This is a genomic window from Vagococcus fluvialis, from assembly GCF_048815235.1.
GTDB lineage: Bacteria > Bacillota > Bacilli > Lactobacillales > Vagococcaceae > Vagococcus.
In genome coordinates, this window is the sequence record NZ_JBMEAO010000027.1 from 1 (window position 1) to 19379 (window position 19379).

General features: G+C 31.8%; 15 protein-coding genes. 1 reads left to right on the forward strand and 14 read right to left on the reverse strand.

Annotation, left to right across the window (positions count from 1 at the left end; all coding sequences use genetic code 11):
• Positions 1-289 precede the first annotated feature (289 nt).
• The 4 genes from ACODH8_RS13735 to rlmH form a co-directional block, all read right to left on the reverse strand.
• On the reverse strand, positions 290-2452 hold the full coding sequence (locus ACODH8_RS13735) for a DEAD/DEAH box helicase (RefSeq protein WP_420517776.1): 2163 nt from the start codon (positions 2450-2452) through the stop codon (positions 290-292).
• Positions 2452-3780: an ATP-binding protein gene (locus ACODH8_RS13740; protein WP_420517777.1), complete on the reverse strand. Its 1329-nt coding sequence runs from the start codon at positions 3778-3780 to the stop codon at positions 2452-2454. The genes ACODH8_RS13735 and ACODH8_RS13740 overlap by 1 nt, the downstream gene beginning before the upstream one ends.
• Positions 3770-6046, reverse strand: a complete 2277-nt coding sequence (locus ACODH8_RS13745; RefSeq protein WP_420517778.1) for a tellurite resistance TerB C-terminal domain-containing protein — start codon at positions 6044-6046, stop codon at positions 3770-3772. The genes ACODH8_RS13740 and ACODH8_RS13745 overlap by 11 nt, the downstream gene beginning before the upstream one ends.
• Before the next feature lie 284 nt (positions 6047-6330).
• Positions 6331-6810, reverse strand: a complete 480-nt coding sequence (gene rlmH, locus ACODH8_RS13750; RefSeq protein ID WP_420517779.1) for a 23S rRNA (pseudouridine(1915)-N(3))-methyltransferase RlmH — start codon at positions 6808-6810, stop codon at positions 6331-6333.
• 327 nt (positions 6811-7137) lie between these two features.
• On the opposite strand from rlmH, the gene ACODH8_RS13755 reads away from it, so the two are divergent.
• On the forward strand, positions 7138-8529 hold the full coding sequence (locus ACODH8_RS13755) for a S1C family serine protease (RefSeq protein WP_420517784.1): 1392 nt from the start codon (positions 7138-7140) through the stop codon (positions 8527-8529).
• Between the two features lie 43 nt (positions 8530-8572).
• Here ACODH8_RS13755 and ACODH8_RS13760 read toward each other — a convergent pair whose 3' ends face one another.
• From ACODH8_RS13760 to ACODH8_RS13805, 10 genes are all read right to left on the reverse strand, one after another.
• On the reverse strand, positions 8573-9400 hold the full coding sequence (locus tag ACODH8_RS13760; RefSeq protein ID WP_420517780.1) for an MBL fold metallo-hydrolase: 828 nt from the start codon (positions 9398-9400) through the stop codon (positions 8573-8575).
• A 31-nt stretch (positions 9401-9431) separates the two neighbouring features.
• The gene (locus ACODH8_RS13765) at positions 9432-10262 is read right to left on the reverse strand and encodes a two-component system regulatory protein YycI (protein WP_420517781.1); all 831 of its coding nucleotides are present in this window, start codon (positions 10260-10262) and stop codon (positions 9432-9434) included.
• Positions 10262-11545, reverse strand: coding sequence for a YycH family regulatory protein (locus ACODH8_RS13770; RefSeq protein WP_420517782.1), 1284 nt, complete (start codon positions 11543-11545; stop codon positions 10262-10264). The genes ACODH8_RS13765 and ACODH8_RS13770 overlap by 1 nt, the downstream gene beginning before the upstream one ends.
• Positions 11542-13371 carry a cell wall metabolism sensor histidine kinase WalK gene (walK, locus tag ACODH8_RS13775; RefSeq protein ID WP_332525936.1) on the reverse strand — a complete coding sequence of 610 codons (1830 nt, stop codon included), beginning with the start codon at positions 13369-13371 and terminating at the stop codon, positions 11542-11544. Before walK ends, ACODH8_RS13770 begins: the two co-directional genes overlap by 4 nt.
• A 13-nt stretch (positions 13372-13384) precedes the next feature.
• Positions 13385-14089: a response regulator YycF gene (yycF, locus tag ACODH8_RS13780; RefSeq protein ID WP_332525937.1), complete on the reverse strand. Its 705-nt coding sequence runs from the start codon at positions 14087-14089 to the stop codon at positions 13385-13387.
• 697 nt (positions 14090-14786) lie between these two features.
• Entirely contained in the window at positions 14787-15191 is a 405-nt protein-coding gene (arsC, locus tag ACODH8_RS13785) for an arsenate reductase (thioredoxin) (protein ID WP_332525938.1), read from the reverse strand.
• 193 nt (positions 15192-15384) lie between these two features.
• Positions 15385-15942, reverse strand: a complete 558-nt coding sequence (locus ACODH8_RS13790; RefSeq protein ID WP_420517783.1) for a YdeI/OmpD-associated family protein — start codon at positions 15940-15942, stop codon at positions 15385-15387.
• Positions 15939-16871 carry an alpha/beta hydrolase gene (locus ACODH8_RS13795; RefSeq protein ID WP_332525940.1) on the reverse strand — a complete coding sequence of 311 codons (933 nt, stop codon included), beginning with the start codon at positions 16869-16871 and terminating at the stop codon, positions 15939-15941. Before ACODH8_RS13795 ends, ACODH8_RS13790 begins: the two co-directional genes overlap by 4 nt.
• A 93-nt stretch (positions 16872-16964) precedes the next feature.
• Positions 16965-17894 (reverse strand): YafY family protein, encoded by a 930-nt coding sequence (locus ACODH8_RS13800; RefSeq protein ID WP_332525941.1) that lies wholly within the window; start codon positions 17892-17894, stop codon positions 16965-16967.
• A gap of 435 nt (positions 17895-18329) precedes the next feature.
• The gene (locus ACODH8_RS13805; protein ID WP_332525942.1) at positions 18330-19061 is read right to left on the reverse strand and encodes an HIRAN domain-containing protein; all 732 of its coding nucleotides are present in this window, start codon (positions 19059-19061) and stop codon (positions 18330-18332) included.
• Between the last annotated feature and the right edge of the window lie 318 nt (positions 19062-19379).

Here is a 19379-nt window from a genome sequence, read left to right on the forward strand (position 1 = left end):
ATGACTTAACGTACAGGGGGCCACCTGTACGTTTTTATTTTAACTAAAAAAAGCAATCAAATAAATGAATTTTACTCATAAATTTGATTGCTTTTTTGTTTTATTCAGAGACTTATGTCACAGCCTCAAAATTTTAATCTAATAAAAAAAGAACTGTTTGTTGCTATTTTAATTCTGAGACTGATTATTCTAGTCTATGAACTTTTTTACTCTTTGACAAATTGGTTGATAAATAATAGTATATCGAAACCTAAAAATAAGTTAATTTCATTATTATTTCTTAATTAAATTAATCAAGTTTTTTCTTTTGAGAATCTAGAGTTTGAATGCCCCGATGGACTAACACTTTCAAATAAATAAGTGTTTGAGATAGGTCTAATTTATTAGCTATTACATACTTAATCTGAATATCAAAAGGAAGTAATTCTTGATATTTAACAGTTGCCATATGTTGATAAATAAAGGTGGGATTTTTTTCAAAATAAATTTCTAACATGGATTCATCCCAGTCTAAACGACTTGCTTTAATCAATATTTTTTGAAATGACTGAACATCCATTTCAAAAAATAAAAGCATTTCATGATCTATACAAGTAATCTTCTCATCTACAGCCATCATACTCAGTATCACTTGTAAAGTTAGATTAATTTTAGTTCCTGCATAAGTTCTAAATGCAATACGTTCACCTTGGTAAATAAAAAATGGATCACTTGGAATTATCTGTTCACTTTTCAACTGTTTCAACACTTCTTGAATAACCGTATCTTTACCATTCATCCAATGCTCGTCTTGGACTAACTCTAACATTTTTTGCCCAATTAGATGGCTCGTTACACCATCGGCAGATAAAAATTTAGGTGGTTTCCCATCATTAGTCGGACCAACTATTATTTTTTTATTTTCATGGTTGATTTCATAAATCTTCCAAACCTTAGCTCCAAGTAAAATATTACTATCCACATTAAGGAAGATATCAAACGGTATTTCACCTATTTTTTTCATTTCACTAATAACTGAATAATTAGTTGGGGTATCAAATTGTGAAAAAAAGCGAGCTTTTCTCAATAAAGGTTCCGTTTCAATTCCCGTAATAAATTCGTCACCTACTGCCTCTATGTAATTTTTCTCTAAAAGGTGGGAAATTATCGTTTCCATATCATTTCGCTGAACCCACTGCCAGTTCTTAAAACTTTGCGGTAAATTGTAAACGACCCTTTGTTTCACTCCCGATTTTTCTAACAACAACGCTAATATCTGATGGGCAAATATATCATAAGGTTTACTAGTAATACTTAATTTATCAATCTCCCCTTCTTCATATAAATCTATCGTTGCTAATCCTTTCAATAACTCAAATGGATTCGTTGCTATAAAATGAAGAATACTTTTTTTTGTTTTACGCCCACTTCTACCCAATCGCTGCCCTAAACTAGCAACAGAATAAGGTGAATTATATTGAACAATACTATCAACTGAACCAATATCGATTCCCATTTCTAATGTGGATGTACAACAAATTGTAAACAAATTACCTTTGGAATCTTTCGCAAATTTTTCTACTTCTGTTCTTAAATTTTTAGTCAAAGAAGAATGATGAGCAAAATAATTAATATTCATTTTGTCTTTCTGTGCTTTCTTATTTAAGCTTACTGCTAAATATTCTACTGTTTTCCTTGAATTAGGAAATACTAACATACATTCTTGTTGTGAATACTGATAGATAGCTTCTACGCTCTGATCAGACTTACCTTGATCATTTTGACAAAAATATTCAGTAGTTACAAATAACTCATTTTGACTTCTATCTAAAAGTATACTGGTTACTCGATCATTCGTAAAAAAATCTTTTGCTAATTGACTATCTTCTTTGTTTAAAGTCGCTGACATTCCAATATATCTAGGTTCTTTAATCATATATTTTTGACATCTTTCAAGCAATGATTTTAAATGAAGACCTCTATTAGTATCTAAAAAACCATGGATTTCATCCACCAAAATCCACTCGACACCTGAAAATAATTGTTGCGCTTCAGCACTTCTTAAAGTTAACATTGCTTCAATTGATTCTGGTGTAATCAACAAAATTCCATTTGGATTTCTAAGTATCTTTTTCTTCTGGGTGCTAGATGCTTCACCATGCCATTTAGTGACGTTAACATTCAAGTATTCACATAAACGAGAGATACGATCAAATTGATCATTTATCAAAGCGATCAATGGGGAGATGTAAATAATTTTTACACCTGAATTAAAATTTGAAATCGCATTGATTGCTGGTAAAAAAGCAGCTTCTGTTTTACCAGAAGCCGTAGGAGCACTTAAAATCAAATTATTTTCTGTCATCACTGCTTGTTTTATTGAAGCGGCTTGTATTTTAGTCAGACTCTGCCATTTTTGATCATAAATATATTCTTTTATTTCCCTTTTTAATAGGCTATAAGCAGCTGTCATTACAATACCTCAATGTCGTCATCAAAGTTACCTTCATCTTTTTCAACAGGACGAAAGTCTTTACCAAATTTTTGTAAAATGATAGATTCGTTATCCTCTGAAGGGTTTTGTCTAATTAAATCTAGTATTTCAATAAAATCTTTAATCACTGCTCTAGGAGTTAAAAATTCATCTGCCCCTGGACGATTTAATTGCTCTTCCATGTATAATTGGATATCTTGTGGTATTAGTTCAAGTTCTAGCTGATAGTGAATATTATAAATGTCAATCAATTGTTCTAACAAAGTAAATATTTCCTCATTTGTTAATGGTTTTAATGGTAGTACCGTTCGATTAGTATTTATTAATTTAGAATCCATAGCTGCCTCATCACCTAATCTCGTTTTTAAAGCACCATAACTAGCTAGACCACGATACTCATCAAAAACCGTTTTTCGAGTTGTTCCAAAATTGATATATAAATATTTAACAGCATTTGATTTACATTCATTGTAAATATTAAGAATTCTTTCATAATTTCGCTCTCTTGTTTGGCGTATCGGCAATTTATAGAGATTAACAGCTTCATCAAAATTTATAGTAAATCCCGCGTACCCTAGACTAGCAAATAATTCTGACAAGTTTTTTAAAGCATCATACCAATTATCATCATTAATAATCTTACTAATTCCTAATTCTTTTTTCGATTCGGTCTTAGTCTCAATATCTCCTCTAATCCATCTTAAAGCTTTTAATTTTAACATTCGATCTTCCAAAATAATACCTTCATAGTACTTAACGATAGCCTGTCCTAGTTCAAATGATAGACCAACCGATGAAAAATCACTAGTTACATCCAATATTCGATCAGACATTTCTTTCTGATACTCTTCTGAAAAAACACTTTGAATTTTTATATTATTTTTTTCAGCTATCTCACTTGCCAATTGATATAACCACTCCTCCAAAATAGTATTTAACGCATTACCATCTTGAGAAGTTTGTAAAACAATATTATCCACAATTTCACTATATAACGCCTTAGCTTTACCATCTGAAGCATGAAATCTTCTTGTTGGTGTTAAATCAACCGTTGATACAATAAAATTTTTTTGAAGTGCTATTGATTCAATGGTTCTAAGCATAAAACTTTTACCACTACCAAAATCTCCAACCCAAAATCTAATATCACTATCCCCTGTAGAAACTTTTTCTAAAATACTAATAACTTCATTTACTTCATAACTTCTCCCCACCAATAAATGCCTGATTCCTTTTATTGGAACAACACCAGATTCTAACGCACTAATAATAGTACTTGCTTCTTTTTTATTTACCTTATTCTTCATTTTGTAAGATCTCCTTAGCGTATTCAATATAGTCTATCTCAATCGTTATATAATCATCTTGTATAGTTAACAGTTGGTCATTTAAGTCTTCATAAAATTCTTGATTGATTTCTTTTATTACTAAAAGGGGCATCTTGTCTTCTTGTTCAGCTATTTTTCTTATATCAGATAAAGGAATTCTCTCATTTTCTAGTATTCTAGCAATTAAACTAAATGTGCGATTGGAGTATGGCATCTCCTTACTTTTGATATCCTCAACATCATTAATTTTTATTTCTTGTACTTCCTCAGATATCTCAATAAATTCCTTCAAAATATCAACAGTTTCATTTAACTCTTTTTTGGACTGTTGCACTTGTTCTAAATCTAGAGTAATTTTCTTTCTAAGTTGCTTCTTCAATTCCAGAATTCTTTCAATCATTTCTAGAGACAATGGATTATTTTTTTCAATCATCTCTCTTAAAAGCTCCATATTATCTACATAAACAATTTTTGCCATTCGTTTATTCAAAGAAACAGTCAATTTTTCATTTCTAGCAAGTTCATAACAGAGGATTAATTCTAAATCTTTTTCGAGATCTTTTTTCAACAATATTTTTAATGATTTAACATAATCCTTTTCATGCTGAATTTTAAGCAACTCGTTCTTCCAATCACCTTTTTTTATGGAAAATAAAATAAGGGCAACTAAAACATTACTATTTTTTGCTAGTGATACATACAACTCATCTAATAATTTTTTTCTGACATCTAAAGAAACTGCTTTAGAATAATCATTCAATAAACTATTAAGTGTTAAAGACACTTCTTTAGGAAGAAACAAATGAATAGCGTGATTTTCCTCCTCCACATTTAAACTAAGCGTATAACTTGTTTTAGGTAAACTACCTCTAACTGTATTTTCAGTTACTTTAAGTAAAGAATTGATAAACTTTGTGGTTCGTTCACTTGTTTGTTTGGTTAAATTATTTAATTTCTCTACAGCATTTTTTGAAGTTGGTTTCCATCCTAATTCTTGCTCGGATGCCTCTAAAATAACTTTCCATAACTTCAGATATAATTTTATTATTTCCTTTTTAGCTGTTGATAGTTCCCATAATTTGGTGTCCCTATAACTAGCTTGGTTCATTAAAAATATTTCTAAAGTTGTCAGATTATTTTCATCTCTTAGAATCCCCTCTTGATCCCACCAACAGTAGTTAAAATTATCATTATTTACTGTGATATCTAAAGGATTGTATCTCTGATCTTCTCTACCAGTAAATTTTTTCTCAAGCTCTTCTGCTTTCCTTTGAACTTGTTCTCTCACTTTATTCCCAAGAATTCGCTCTAATAAATCATAGGAAAACTTATTGTCATAAAAATTTTTGCCCCTATTGTAATAATAAGTCACATGCCCTTCTGCAATACAATAAAAAGTATATGGTAAATTATCGTAATAGCTATTGTTTTTCAAACATTTAGCAAATTCTTGCTGTAATGTTTTATTCTCTTTATGTAATTCTTCATTAGTAAACTGACATAACAGACAATATAATTTTAATGTCTCTTTTTTTACTTGTTCGTTCTTCATTGCTTGACGTTCGTAAGGTAGTTCAAGACAGTCCAACCAATTTATACTTTCGAAGGTTAATTGATTCTCTTGATTTATCAGCTCAACCTCTATATCTGTCACATCTATAAAATCTTCTATCACTTCTTTATTTTCTATTTGTGTAGGTACCACTATATCTCTAGTAGTTTTTCTCCCTAATTTAACAGATACCGTATCTTGAATCACTTTATTCTCTGGAATACTCGTTTCTACAACTATTTTAGCTATTTTTCCCACTTCTATTTCTGGTTTATTATCTAGAGTAGTGACAATAGTATCTTTCTTGCGCTTTTTCTTCTTTGATTTTTCTTTTTTTTGAGAAGATATGTTAACTTTCGTCTTTTTCTTTGTTTTCTTTCGCTCAGTTTTACTAAGTTGTCCCCAATCCATCATATTCTTAACAAAATCAATCAATCCTGTTATTAAATAGATACCACCTTCAATAAGAGAATACATCATCATAATACTAAATAATAAAAAACTTAGTGTATTTTCAAACATAGATGCAAGCAAAAAAACAACTACAAAAAGGCTTCCTGACAAATAATTCTTTAAGTAAAATTTTTGGCAGCCAATCCAACCAAAAAAAATTGCTAATAAACCTGCTATCCACTTTTTCTTACCTATATTCTTAAAATCTTCACGTTTATATATATTCAATACTTGTTTCAAGCAATTTCACATCCAATGTTATATTATGTTAATTCAATTATAGCTTATCGTATCTAATATTTATAGGACATCCTTGTAACTAAAAAAAGTGGCTGTATAATTTTTGACGAGGTGACTAAATAGTCTCGATTTAGTATACAGCCCTATTACAACTCTATCTCAAGCACTCCATGATACACTAAAAAAAGACAACATTAGTTTTATCTAACGTTGTCTCTCTGTAGAATTGGTTATTACATATCTTATGTAGATGTAGATATTTTTACTTATATTAATTAACCTCATTATTTATGATACGCATGTCCATTTATTATCCTAAAACAACGATACACCTGCTCAGTCAATATCAGTCTCATTAATTGATGTGGATAAGTTAGTCTGCCAAATGAAATTTGGGCATTACTTCTTTTCATGACTTCATCTGATAATCCTAAGGAGCCTCCTATAACAAAAACGAACGAACTAGTACCTCTTGTGGATAAACTATCTAGTTGCTCCGCAAATCCTTCTGAGGTGATTTCTTTTCCTTGAATGGCTAATGCATAAACATAATCTTGATCGGCTATTTTTGATAATATTTTTTGTCCTTCTTTTTCTTTTACTTGCAACATCTCTGCATCACTTAGATTTTCTGGTGCTTTTTCATCTGGTACTTCAATGATTTCAAATTTACAGTACTTACCAAGTCTTTTTTCGTATTCTGCAATTCCTTGTTTTAAGTATTTCTCTTTTAACTTGCCTACTGCAATGATTCTAATTTTCATCTTTTTCTTCCTTTTCTTCTTTATATTGGTATTTTATATAGTTATCCACACTCATCCACAGACTTACCCACATTTAAAATGCTTTTTTTAAAGTTATCAACGGAGTTATCCACTTACTTGTGGATAACCCGTGTGGATAACCAATTGTTTTATCACATGTTTATTCTGATTTTTCACGATTCTTTCATTATTTTTAAATGAAAGAAGTGAAATAAAACGAATCTTCTTCATCTTTTTTTCAAAATTGAGGGTTAGACTATAGTCACTAAACAAATTATAATAAAAATAGATAATTTATTAAAGGAGGAAAGGTGTTTAACACCGAAAATAATGAGAAAAGACGTAACCCCATCAAATCCAAATAAAAAATCACAAGATAACAAACAGTATGTGCGTAATAAACGTAGTAACGATTCATATATAAAACGTTTTGGTGTCTCACTTTTAGCAGGCGCTTTAGGTGGCGCTCTTGTATTAGGCGGTTATACTATGATTGACGGTAATACTAACAACCAAGCTTCTTCAGACCCTAAAGTATCAGAAAAAATTCCAGATACAGGTAAAACAAAAGTTCAAAATACTAAATTAGATGTTACTAATGATGTAACCAAAGCAGTTTCAAAAGTTGAGGATGCTGTGGTTTCAGTCACAACTTTACAAAAACAGACATCACAATTAACAGACTTAGAAAAAATATTCGGTCCAGCTAGTGGAACTAAAGAAGACGAAGGCGAGTTAGCTGCAGCTAGTGAAGGTAGTGGTGTTATCTACCGTAAAGATGGCGACAAAGCCTATATCGTAACAAATAACCACGTAGTTGCTGGTGCTGATGCTGTTACTATTCTATTTAATAGTGGTGAGCAAGCTGACGCTAAAATTATCGGAACAGACGTCTACAGTGACTTAGCTGTATTAGAGATTCCATCTAAATATGTAACCAATGTGGCTGAATTTGCTAACTCTGATGATATTAAAGTTGGAGAAACAGCTCTTGCTATGGGTTCTCCATTAGGTTCTACTTTCTCTAACTCAGTTTCTCAAGGAATTGTTTCTGCTAAAGACAGAATGATTAGTAACCAAACAGATGATGGCCAATTAATTAATAGTAACGCGATTCAAACTGACGCTGCGATTAACCCAGGAAACTCTGGTGGAGCTTTAGTTAACTCAAGTGGTCAAGTTATCGGTATTAACTCAAGTAAAATTGCACAAGCTGCTTCTGGTGTTTCTGCAGAAGGTATGGGATTTGCGATTCCAAGTAATGATGTTGTTAAAATCATCAATCAGCTAGAACAAGGAAAAGATGTTCTACGCCCAATGCTTGGTGTTACAATGATTAACTTAAACATGATTAGCCAAGAAGAAAAAGAAAGTGTTCTTAACTTAAAAGGTGACACAATTACAAATGGTGTGATTATCGGTTCTATTGAAAAAGATTCTCCTGCTGAAAAAGCTGGCTTAAAAAAATACGATGTGATTACTGCTCTTGATGGACAAGAAGTAAGTACTAGTGCTGAATTACAAGCCGTTCTTTATCAAAAAGAACTTGGTGATAAGATGGATATAACTTTCTACCGTAACGGTTCTAAAAAAGATACGACTGTCACACTTGACCAAGACTCTAGTAAAATTTTAGAGAAAAAACAAAAAGAAAAAGAAGCTGCTGAAGAAAAAGCTAAAACAGAAGCAGAATCTGAAAAAAGTATCTTTAATCAATAAAAAAAAGGAGCTCAATTTTAAGAATTGAGCTCCTTTTTTGATATTAAATTACGAATAAATCACAGGCTTTATCTGGATCTGTGTCCATTACTCTTACTTGTTTGTAGACATCGACATCATGTTTGATTAAAGCATCTGTCATGGTCATACTAGCAATTTCTTTTAAGTTATTTTCACGGCTTAAATGCCCTAAATAAATCCGTTTAGTTTTATCTCCAATGACATCCGTTGCAACGAGTGCTCCGTCTTCATTAGATAAATGGCCTTTATCACTTAAAATACGTTGTTTCGTACTCCACGGATAACTGCCCATTCTCAGCATTCCAGGATCGTGATTGCTTTCCATCAAATAGCCATTGGCATTTTTGATAATTCCTCTAACGCGGTCACTACAATAACCTGTATCTGTTAAGACAACAAAAGATTTGTTATCTTTATGGAATTGGTAAAATTGAGGGTCTGCTGCATCATGTGACACACCAAAACTTTCAATATCCAAATCTCCAAGAGTCATAACTTGGCCCATGTTGAAGATATTTTTTTGCTCAAAACTAACGTTACCAATTAAGGGATCCATGGCTTGCCATGTTTTTTCGTTAGCATAGATATCTAATTTGTATTTTCTTGCTAAAACCCCGACACCGTGAATATGGTCTCGGTGCTCATGAGTTACTAAAATGGCATCTAAATCTTCTGGTTTACGGTCGATTTCTGCAAGTAAAGAGGTTATTTTTTTCCCACTTAGTCCTGCATCAACTAATAATTTCTTTTTGCCAGTTTCCACATAAAGACAATTACCAGAACTACCACTAGCAAGGACACTTATTTTAAAATCACTTGTCACTTCAAGAGCCCTTCCTTTCCTTATCATTCATACTGCCACTTAGTATATAACATTTTGACTAATTTTTCACTTCAGATACGTTACTAGAAATGATGGCTGAAGAAAAAGCATTCACTTTTTCTATCTGAATATTGTTTTTATTGCTTTCAACCGCAACAAACCACGCTGGAATATAGACATTTTTTTCTCTAACCGTAAAAATACGCGTATAGCCTAATTCAATCCATTTAATTTTATTTCCTGATTGCAATCTGTTATTTGTATACAAACTAATGATTGCTTCTCTTTCAGAGATTAATTTTTGTGGGTCACGTAAAGCTTCAATATTCGTGATATACGTTTGCTCATAACTATCAATCGTAGCTACTTCAGCATTATCTTTTTGAAGATTAACACTTAATTGTGAGGTTTCATCATATACTGGGAGACCTTCCCATTCTTGATGAAACATGTATTTAGTATCTTTTTGACTTTCAAAAGTGCTGTATTTATATTCATCACTATACAAAACATTTCCTTTTTTGGTGATAAATGCTTCTACTTCCTTTTCACCATTCTCACTGTCGATAACAGTATCTGTTTTTGAAAATAGCTGACTCGTTAATTGGGCATCGTTTACTTGCCATTCTTGATTTTTTAATTGTTCTTTAGCATCTTGAAAGAATTGTCCTTCTTCAGCAGATAGATAATATCCTTGATGGATTTTTTCTGATAAAGAATGAGGAACTTTAATGTCATCTGCTCTAAGTCTCTCTTCAATATTCTCAGAAATCGTCCCTGTTGATACTGTTTTTTGTTCTGTTTTTCCTTCTTGATACACGTAAAATAAAAACATATTTAAAAATAGGAAAACAACTAAAAAGATTCCTTCTACTCGTTTAAAATCCATTATTTAGCCCCTCCTTGCTCCATTAATACTGTAGCCGGATACCAGGCATCTTCAAACTTAACGTACCAAGTTGGCACTAAATCAACCACTTGCTTAGTCTCTGCATTGGCTTGCCATTCGTAAGCAATTTGAACGTCATCCACTTTACTTAAGTCAACTCCAGCTGCTACTAAGTTAGCCATTAACTCTTCTGTTGGAATCAAGCTTACTGTTTCTTCAGAAGGAATTGGAATTTGAATGGTTTCTTGATTGGTTCTCACAAAAACACTCTTATTTTTGACTCCTACTTCCAAACGACCTTTCATATCTTGTCCAAATACAGGGTAACCTTCGATATAATTTCGATAAATGATATCTCCTTCTTTGGAATCAAAATAACGTAAAGTTCCTAATGTGTTACCTAAATTTTCAACATATTGGAAAGTGTCATAATAAAGACTATTATTTCCTCTATCTTTTCCTTTTTTCAGCTTGCCAAAGTAAGTTACTTCGCCAGTTGCTGATTGGATGGTTAGAGATTCACCTTCCCCATTTGAAACATTAACATTATCACTCTCGTTGGAGTATAAATCATTCGGTTGATTAAAGAATGCTTTGGTAAATGTGGTAAATGACTGTGGCGCTAAAATATAACTATAGGTTTTTAATTCAACATCATCTACTAAATAATAAATACCCGCAATATTTTCAGGCGTTAAACTAACTGGTAAATAATTAGCTTTTTTCTTATCCTTCAATATGCTTTCAATAGATTTACTGTCGCCCTCAACGTCGTAAGAAATCCCCTTATCAAGTTGATGATTAACAAAATAAATTTTGTCATCTTTCAGTGAAAAGATAATCCGATTAAACATCATGTCTTTCATCTCACTTGGTATGTCTAAGGTTAAATCATAAATATCTTCATAGACTGATAGAGGATATTCTTCTGGAAATAACAGGTTAAAGGCATCCCCTGCATAAATTATCTCCTCAATCTCTTTTTGATTCATTTCTTTTCCATTGTTAAAATTGAAGCCAGTTACTTTATGATGAATATCTAAAATCATGCTTTCTTTGTTTGAATACAAATACTCATCTTTAGATTCATGGTAAAACAGCTTAGTTGGCACATAAACATCAGTCATTTTTTTACTGTGAACTAACTCTTCACCACTGTTTTTATCTTTTTCTGCTAGTGACCGATTAGCTGGTTTTGTCCAAATTTTCCATGATAAGAACAAACTTAAGAGAATCATCGTCACTAGGCTAACTTTAATTACTTTATCTAATAATTGATTCATTCCCATAAGTCCTCCTCATACGGCTCGTAAGGTAAGGAAATAAAGAATGTTGATCCTCTACCTTCCTCACTCTCCACCCAAATGCTACCACCATGAGCTTTTACAGATTCTTTTGAAATAGCTAGACCAAGTCCAGAACCACCCATTGCACGAGATCTTGCTTTATCTACTCGGAAGAAGCGGTCAAATACTTTACCTAAGTTCTGTTTTGGAATACCTAATCCTTCATCTGAGATACTCACAATGACATTTTTATGAGTCTCCAACAAGCGACAAGTTATCGTCCCACCAGCTGGAGAATATTTCATGGCATTATTTAGAATGTTATCAAATACTTGAATCATTCTATCTGTGTCAATATCAACCCAAATAGAGCGTTTTGTAAATTCACGTTTGATTTCGTAGTTTTTATCACTATCTTTAATAACCATATCAAAACGGTCCAACACGTAATTAAACAATTCATTTAGATTAACTAATTCTTGTTTTAATTCGATCTTGTTAGCATCCATTCGTGACAATTGAAGTAAGTCATTAATCATTCGAATCATTCGGTTAGTTTCTTCTTGCGTCACTTTTAAGAAAGCGGGAGCCACTTCTGGATCTTGCCACGCACCATCTACAAGTGCTTCAATATAACTTCTCATACTTGTTAGTGGCGTTCTTAATTCGTGAGATACGTTGGATACGAATTGGCGACGTTCTTCTTCATCTTTTTCTTTTTCGGTTACATCATGAAGCACACACACCAAACCACTAATAAAACCAGATTCACGGCGAATCATCGAGAATTCTGCTCTTAATAACATGGCTTCATCCACTTTTTCAGAGAAATCAATTAATATTTCTTCTTGTTCTTCTAATAAGGTCCTAAAGGTATACGATTCTTCGATATCTAGTAACGTCAGGATAGAAGTTCCTAACACCTCTTCCATTTTGACTTGTAATAAGGTTAGGGCAGTTTCATTAATTAAAATGATATTGCCTCGTCTATCAGTCCCAATAACCCCATCTGTCATATGGGAAAGTACGCTATCTAAACGGCGTCTTTCAGCATCCATGGTTTCTTGTGCTTCCTCAATTCGAGCTGTTACCTCATTAAAGGTTTCCCCTAATTGACCTAACTCATCTTTCCCGTATACTTCAACTTGTCTTGAATAATCTCCATTAGCGATGCGGACTGCTTGTTGTTTCATTTCGCCAATTGGTTTCGTGATTGTTCTAGCTACTAAAAGAGCGATAATCAATGAAAAAATCAGCGCAATCATCGATGCATAGAAGAAAATTAACGCAATATCACTTACTTGTTGGTATTTACTTTCAATATCACTTTTCACGTAAAGAAAACCAATAACTGCATTTCCAGTAGGCGAATATATTTGCTGAATATTCACGTAAACACGGTCTCCTGTTACAGGATCACGTCTCTCTTCTCTTTTAGTCGTATAAGCATTAAAAGCTTCATAGTCATTTTTCTTTCCTATGTCACCTTGAAGATTAGGATCACTTGTTGCAATTACAATCCCCTTATCATCTACTAAGCGAGCTTCTAAAATATCACTTTTAGAAAACTCAACTAAGGTTCTTTTTAAATTATTATCTTTTGGATTTTCTTTATATTTCGTCAATTCACTACTTAAATTCGTCGCTAAAGAATCAACCTGAGCCGACACATTGTCTTCAAAGGTTCTAATCGTTGAAGACTCTAACTCACGAATAAAAATAGCGCCGATAATCTCTATAGAAATCATCAACAAGAGAACAAATACCAGCGCTATTTTAAAATGAACTGAAGAAAAAAATCGTAATTTTTTTTGCTTCACCATTATGAGTTAACTCCTAATCTTGCTCAGGATTACGTAAGTAGTAACCTACACCACGTCGTGTCACTAACCAAGTTGGATGACTTGGATTGTCTTCAATTTTTTCACGTAAACGTCTAACGGTTACGTCAACCGTTCTCACATCACCAAAGTAATCGTATCCCCAAACTGTTTGAAGTAAATGCTCACGAGTCATTACTTGTCCGATATGTTTTGCTAAATAATGTAATAATTCAAATTCTCTGTGTGTTAACTCAATCGTCTCTCCGCGTTTGGATACCATATACGCTTCAGGATGAATGGTTAAAACACCAATATTCAACTCACTATTATTTTCTTCTTCTACTTTAGGAGCTGTGTTGCCTTGTCTTCTTAAGTTCGCTTTTACACGTGCTACTAATTCACGGTTAGAAAAAGGTTTTGTGACATAATCATCTGCACCTAATTCAAGACCTAATACCTTATCAATTTCTGAATCTTTTGCCGTTACCATGATAATTGGTGTGTCATAATTTTTACGAACCTCACGACAAACCTCTAAACCGTCCATTTTTGGTAACATTAAATCTAATAAAATTAAATCTGGTTCTACTTCTGTCACCATTTCAACAGCTTCTTCACCGTCAAATGCTGTGAACACTTCATATCCTTCTTTACTTAAATTAAATTTAACAATATCTGAAATTGGTTTTTCATCATCGACTACTAATATTTTTTTCAATTTAAAGCCCTCCTTGAATTTAAATTTCTTAAACTGGATCCTTTCCATTATACAACATTTTCTAGTCTATCTAAAATTTTATCTCACAATCATTGGTAGACTCTCTTATTTTCTATCTTTTTTTGAAAAACATTGAACGAATTCTATATTTCTGCGCATCAATGAGTAAAATATGAATTCGAACTAATGTTGATTTGGCAAGGTTTGCCTTTCATTTGATTTTAATTTACAAAAAGAGCGTTCTTTTATGTTGTCAGTTTTCAACTTATGTTTTAAGCTATTGGTATAAGTTAATTTATTTAATTTATTCGGCTAATACTGATACGTAAGTTTTGTTTTCCCCTTCCCTTACAAAACCTTTCTTACGTTGAGGTAGATTAGGTGGTAGCTATATGCTACTGCCTTTTTTTATTTTCTTGTTATTTATTCACAAATGTATCCGCTGTCATTAAACCTGTTTTCTCACTAAAAAATCATTAAAAACACGAACATAATGTTTACTATCATTCTCCTTTTTTTCTTTATCTGACAAGTTCTTTTCCCTTGTTATATAATGATTAGCAAACTTAATTAAATGAATCAATCGTATTATTAGTTATTCTTAATGTTCGCTTTGTGGGGATCAGAGTAGGTTTTAATAAATTGAGGTACAAAAAAAGAACTACTAAAGCAAAATAGGCTTTAATAATTCTTTTCATTAGATAAAATGTTTAATTCGTTTTTCAATATCTATTCTAGTTTCTCTAAAAACAGCCATTATCTCTTCTTCAGATCCAGTAGCTTTGGCAGGATCTGTTAATCCCCAATGTTGATGAGCAACGGTCTTAGGTATCACAGGACAATTATCTAACGCATCTCCACATAATGTAATGACTAAATCTGATTGATTCAGATAGTCCATATCGATTATTTCAGACTTATTATGACTAATATCGATTGCTACTTCATCCATTATTTTGACAGCTCTTGGATTTATCCCATGAGTCTCGATTCCTGCACTTCTGACTTCCCATTCTCTTTCATCTAATAGCTCTTTAGCTAATCCTTCAGCTATTTGGCTACGACAAGAATTCCCTGTACATAAAAAATATAATTTTTTCACTTGTTTTATGTCCCCTTAAATCAAACTAATTTTCTCTGTTACTAAGTTGCACATAACAAGAAAACGACAAAATTTATTTTAACAATAATGGTGTAAAATTCAATTATTTTGTCTTTTGTTTACGGATAAAAAAAGAGGAAAACAACTAAAAGCAATTCTTACCTATGTCCTGATTTATACAATCCCTCATAATTTAAGGTCTCAACATTTCGTTTCTTTCCCACGCATCAATTAATCGATTCAACCTTCTTAATCTTGTTTCTTCTTTTTTAGCACTCATTATCCACCAAATTGAATCCCTTTTATAAGAAGGAGAAAGTTCATTAAAAAATTTCCAAGCACTTAGGTTATTTTGGATTTTAGTTTCATATTCTTTTTTTAACTGAAGATCTCTGCTTAATGCCGAGTAGCCTGTTTTATCTTTTCTTTGATTAAAAAGGATTAATCCCTCAGGTCTCATTTGCTCAAGTTCTATTAATTTTTCTACTTTATTTATATTAACTTTACTCCAAACACTATTAGGTTTTCGTGGCGTAAATCTAACCTTGTAACTATCATCGTCTACTTTCTTCCTAAGTCCATCAATCCAACCAAAAGCCAAAGCGCAATCTACTGATTCTGACCAAGTAAAACTTTCTTGACTAGATTTCTTTTTATAAAAGCCCAACCAAACCCCTTTTGTTGTCTGATGATTTAATTCTAACCAATCAATAAAATCTTCTTGCTTTCTAAAATAGATAACTTCACTCATTTTTCCAGCCAATTTAGAATCATTTGGTTAAGCTCTTCAGGCCTCTCCTCTTGAATCCAATGTCCTGTATCTAGAGTTTGTACTTCTATATTTGGAACAAACTCTTGTATATTTGGTAGTGGTGGAATCACATCTTTTTCACCATAAACCATTAATGTTTTTTGATAAACAATAGGAGAAACTTCACCTAACAAATCCCAGTTACGGTTTAAATTTCTATACCAGTTAATGCTTGGTGTAAACCCATTTTTTTCAAATCCTGAGATATAAACAGAAAGATCACTATCACTCATCACAGGCTCACCTAACGCTGTAGATGATTTCGCTAAATTAATCATTTCCATCCCTTCACTTGGTGCTTGTGTTGGTACATTTTTTCGATATAAGTTATTCATAAATTGTGTCACATTGTCATCTAATATGGCATCTGCAACACCAGGTTGTTTATTGAAATGAACAAAATAATAGTCTTCTCCTAAAAATTCTTCCATAAAATCAATCCAAGGTTTCTCACCACGTACTTGGTAAGGCAAGCATAGATTAATCATTTTTGTCACACGTTCTGGATGTAATAATGCCATACTCCAAACAACACTTGCTCCCCAATCATGTCCCATAAAAATAGCATCCTTATAATTATAGTAATCTAAAAGTGCTACCATATCGCCAGTTAGATGTTCAATATCGTATTTAGTTACTTCTTGCGGACATAAAGAATTACCATAACCTCTTTGATTTGGAATGATTACATGGTAACCTGCTTCAACTAATGGAGCTACTTGAAATCTCCAAGAGTACGCATGCTCTGGCCATCCATGACATAATATGATAGGATTCCCTTTATTTTCTTGTCCAGCTTCAAAAACTTCTAATTCCACGCCATTAACTACGATTATTGTTGATTCAATAAATGAATTACTATTTTTCATTATTTTTCCCCCTACTTAATATTAATCTGTCTTACAAAAATAATATTAGCATGATGGTTTGACAACAGTCTGTCAGCTTTGAATGGAAACTTTTTAAAGATACTTATTATTCATCAGTTTAAGCTTAGAAGAAATTTGCTGACGTAATTCTTTTGGTTCTAAAACCTCTACATGTTCTCCAAAACTAAAGATAAGAGACATCAACCAATCTTGTTGAGGCATCATTGATTCAATATAAAAGTCTCCTGTTTCTAAAACCGTAATATCCTCTTCCTTAAATATATCTTCTACTCTAGATTTCATCATAGCTGATATTTTTAGGACAATCTCTATCATTTCAGTTTGTTCATTCTCTAAAGCCATCATCTCATGATAAGATTTTTTTCGACGTTCAAATGATTGTTCATCCATGTGATAATCACGAATCCGAGACACTCTAAATAATCTAAAATCTTCTTTTAAAAGGCAATAAGCATATAAATACCACGTATATTTTTTAAAAACTAGTGACATTGGTTCTATTTGTCTGTTACTAGCAACATTATCATAATTCCTATAAGCAATCGTTAAGAGACGTGTTTGTGTAATAGCTTGTCTAATGGTTTTAACCAATGTTTTTTGACTGGGTGAATCTCCATATGGATGCAAATCAATAATAATTTGCTCTGAGTATAATTTTAGATCATCTATTTTATTTTCTGGCACAATATTTTGTAATTTTTCGATGGATGATTCCAATTCAATATCGTCAACAGTTGCATTAATATCCGTTAAAACTGAAAGAAGCGAAGAAAGATTATTCATTGTTAGAACTTGGTGATTTAATTTATAATCCTCATAAATACTAAATCCACCATTATTTCCAGAATGAGAAATAATGGGAATCCCTGCTAGATTAATCGTTTCAATATCTCTGTAGATTGTTCGAACTGAAACTTCAAATTTCTCAGCTAATTCATTTGCTGTTACACGATTCCTATTAAGTAACATGACTATTATAGTTAACATACGCTCTATTTTCATTTTTTCTCCTTACAAATCATTTATTTTTGTTAGAACAATTAAATCATATTATCTTAGTATATATATCTTTATCTTATTCTTATTCTATTGCGTTACCTTGCGTTATTCTAACGTTACTTGTCACGGATTTAAGACAAAAAGAAAAAACGCTGATATACAGACACCTTACAAATGTCTACATATCAACGTTCCTAACATATGGGCTATGAGGGTATATATATCTAGTTTCAACTGATTATATCCTCTTTCAAACAGCCACAAAATGAAATAGCTACTATATAAACTAGCAATATACAATTCATTATAATTCATTGGTTCCGTAGTCAAAAACGGAGTCATGGAACAGGGCTTGCGAGATGGTAAGTTAATATAAAATAAAAAGAGATGAAAATCTCATCTCTTTTTTACTTATGTGATTATTTTTTTACAATGAACCTACAGCATAAGGAATTTTGAATTATCTTTATTATTCGTCTTATTAGATTCGACTTTTCCAGAAACAGTCAATCTAACTTTATAATGTGACGGTAAATTCTCATTATAATGGAATTCTAATTCGTATTCTAGATTTTTTTCTAGTACTTCTGTTTTCATAAATTCTGAATAGAATGAAGGAATATAACCAATTCTTTTTCCTGCATTTTTTAATACACATACTGCGTTTTCATCGAATTTATTCCCTTCATCAATCTCAAGGCTTAAATTGTCAGTAGAGATCAATGTGCTATCTAAATCATTATGATGTCTCCAACCTCTTAAATAGAAACTGATTTTGTATCTGCTATCTGAATCAACCTTAATTGGTTCTACAAACTCATAAGAATCAGTTTTTAAAATCCCACCAGTTAAAGTTAAAATATCAAAAACTGAACTTTCTGAAGTTAATCCTAATTCTTTATAAATCTCTTGATAATCTTTCCTCTTAAAATTTGGTAATCTTCGATCAAAAGTACTAAAAACTTTCTTAGAAATGTATTCTTTTGAAATATCTTCAAAAGATGGATGTAATTGATAACCATGTCTTACAGCTTCGTCTAACCCCTTGTTCGATTCTTCTTTTTCGTAAGCAAAACTGTAGATACCTTCAGAATTCCTAGTTAAATTAGCTACGTGAAACCATTGTCTAGTAACTACGTCTTGCCACAATAAGCAAAGTTTATCTAACATAATTCCTCACCTTCTAATATCCATATTTTTAGGGTTGAAATTCTTAAACTAATCATTTTTGATAGTATATCAACCCTATTATCAGTAGCTACTCCATGCAAATAACTACTAATTTCCATCTTAAGTGTATCATAAGTGTGTCTTTCAAATCTACTGAAACATTCTTTAAATTTTATTAAATCATATTTAATACCTGAATAATTCATAGCTTTAATTCTTTGGTACATTTTATTGAAATATGTATCACTAATATCCCTATCAACTGATTTTGACTAAAAAGTTACTTCAAACATTCACTGTTCAAAAATATTGAGGAAT

What these genes read in the sequence shown, in the direction of transcription:
- ACODH8_RS13735 (WP_420517776.1), bottom strand. Translation starts at nt 2,452, where the DNA reads ATGACAGCTGCTTATAGCCTATTAAAAAGGGAAATAAAAGAATATATT.
- ACODH8_RS13740 (WP_420517777.1), bottom strand. Translation starts at nt 3,780, where the DNA reads ATGAAGAATAAGGTAAATAAAAAAGAAGCAAGTACTATTATTAGTGCG.
- rlmH (WP_420517779.1), bottom strand. Translation starts at nt 6,810, where the DNA reads ATGAAAATTAGAATCATTGCAGTAGGCAAGTTAAAAGAGAAATACTTA.
- ACODH8_RS13760 (WP_420517780.1), bottom strand. Translation starts at nt 9,400, where the DNA reads ATGATAAGGAAAGGAAGGGCTCTTGAAGTGACAAGTGATTTTAAAATA.
- ACODH8_RS13765 (WP_420517781.1), bottom strand. Translation starts at nt 10,262, where the DNA reads ATGGATTTTAAACGAGTAGAAGGAATCTTTTTAGTTGTTTTCCTATTT.
- ACODH8_RS13770 (WP_420517782.1), bottom strand. Translation starts at nt 11,545, where the DNA reads ATGAATCAATTATTAGATAAAGTAATTAAAGTTAGCCTAGTGACGATG.
- walK (WP_332525936.1), bottom strand. Translation starts at nt 13,371, where the DNA reads ATGGTGAAGCAAAAAAAATTACGATTTTTTTCTTCAGTTCATTTTAAA.
- ACODH8_RS13790 (WP_420517783.1), bottom strand. Translation starts at nt 15,942, where the DNA reads ATGAGTGAAGTTATCTATTTTAGAAAGCAAGAAGATTTTATTGATTGG.
- ACODH8_RS13795 (WP_332525940.1), bottom strand. Translation starts at nt 16,871, where the DNA reads ATGAAAAATAGTAATTCATTTATTGAATCAACAATAATCGTAGTTAAT.
- ACODH8_RS13800 (WP_332525941.1), bottom strand. Translation starts at nt 17,894, where the DNA reads ATGAAAATAGAGCGTATGTTAACTATAATAGTCATGTTACTTAATAGG.
- ACODH8_RS13805 (WP_332525942.1), bottom strand. Translation starts at nt 19,061, where the DNA reads ATGTTAGATAAACTTTGCTTATTGTGGCAAGACGTAGTTACTAGACAA.